1 protein-coding gene is annotated in these 775 nt (G+C 40.3%); it reads left to right on the top strand.

Annotated features, from left to right (window positions below; genetic code table 11):
• Nucleotides 1–25: 25 nt before the first annotated feature.
• Nucleotides 26–658 (top strand): hypothetical protein, encoded by a 633-nt coding sequence (locus AACQ79_RS14295; protein WP_170899897.1) that lies wholly within the window; start codon nucleotides 26–28, stop codon nucleotides 656–658.
• Nucleotides 659–775 lie beyond the last annotated feature (117 nt).

The following is a 775-nucleotide window of genomic DNA, read 5'->3' as shown; positions in this document are numbered from 1 at the left end:
CGGGCGTTAGGCATTAGGAGGTAAAATGCAGAAATCTGATCAAGTGTCGTTGTATTTTTTGTCTGACTTAGAGAAATTTCGGATCTTTGTCGAGCTATCAGAACGCCATTGGTCTGAAGAATTAATTAAGTACAACGAATCTGATATTGAAAGCAACGAGTCCGTTTGTTGGGATAGGTACAAGTATCGCAATGATTTAAGCGCGCACTTTCAAGAGGTATTTCCTCAATACCAGAAACAATCCTTTTTGCTCATGTTAGTATCGCTTTTTGAAGACTATCTTAACCAACTGTGCCACAGCTTTCATTTTGAGAAAGGTTTAAATTGTACTTTAAAAGACTATAGCGGTTTAGGTATTGAGCGAGCAAAAAACTATCTGCGTAAGGTCGCCAAAATTGAAGTTCCTACTAGCACTGTCTCTTGGAGCAAAGTCGTCGAAGCAAGAGATATCAGGAATATCATTGCTCACAATGCTGGACACTTAGACGAGGATCTGCATAGTAAGCAACTTAGAACTGTTGCCAAAAGTTTAAATTTAAATTCGCATCAATTTGCTAGAGTCCACCTTGAAGTTACACAAGTGTATTTCTTTGAAATTATTGAAGCTATGACTAATGTTGTTCACGATCTCTGGCGTAACACGACGGAAAATGCCTAACAAACGCTTCAAGAGGGACAGCCAACGCGTGGCATTTTTATTATGCGTTGGTTTTCGTGATTACGGTGTTATGCGGAAGCTTGGTAGTAGCGTTGGCTGCCCCTTAAGCGGGCGTTA

It is taken from the genome of Vibrio sp. 3-2(1) (assembly GCF_963887575.1).
Taxonomy (GTDB): domain Bacteria; phylum Pseudomonadota; class Gammaproteobacteria; order Enterobacterales; family Vibrionaceae; genus Vibrio; species Vibrio anguillarum.
The sequence above is the reverse complement of the archived record's forward strand: the minus strand, read 5'-3'. Positions and strand labels throughout refer to the sequence as shown.

Bases quoted from the DNA above. Each gene is read 5' to 3' on its own strand.
- AACQ79_RS14295 (WP_170899897.1), top strand. From the start codon at position 26: ATGCAGAAATCTGATCAAGTGTCGTTGTATTTTTTGTCTGACTTAGAG.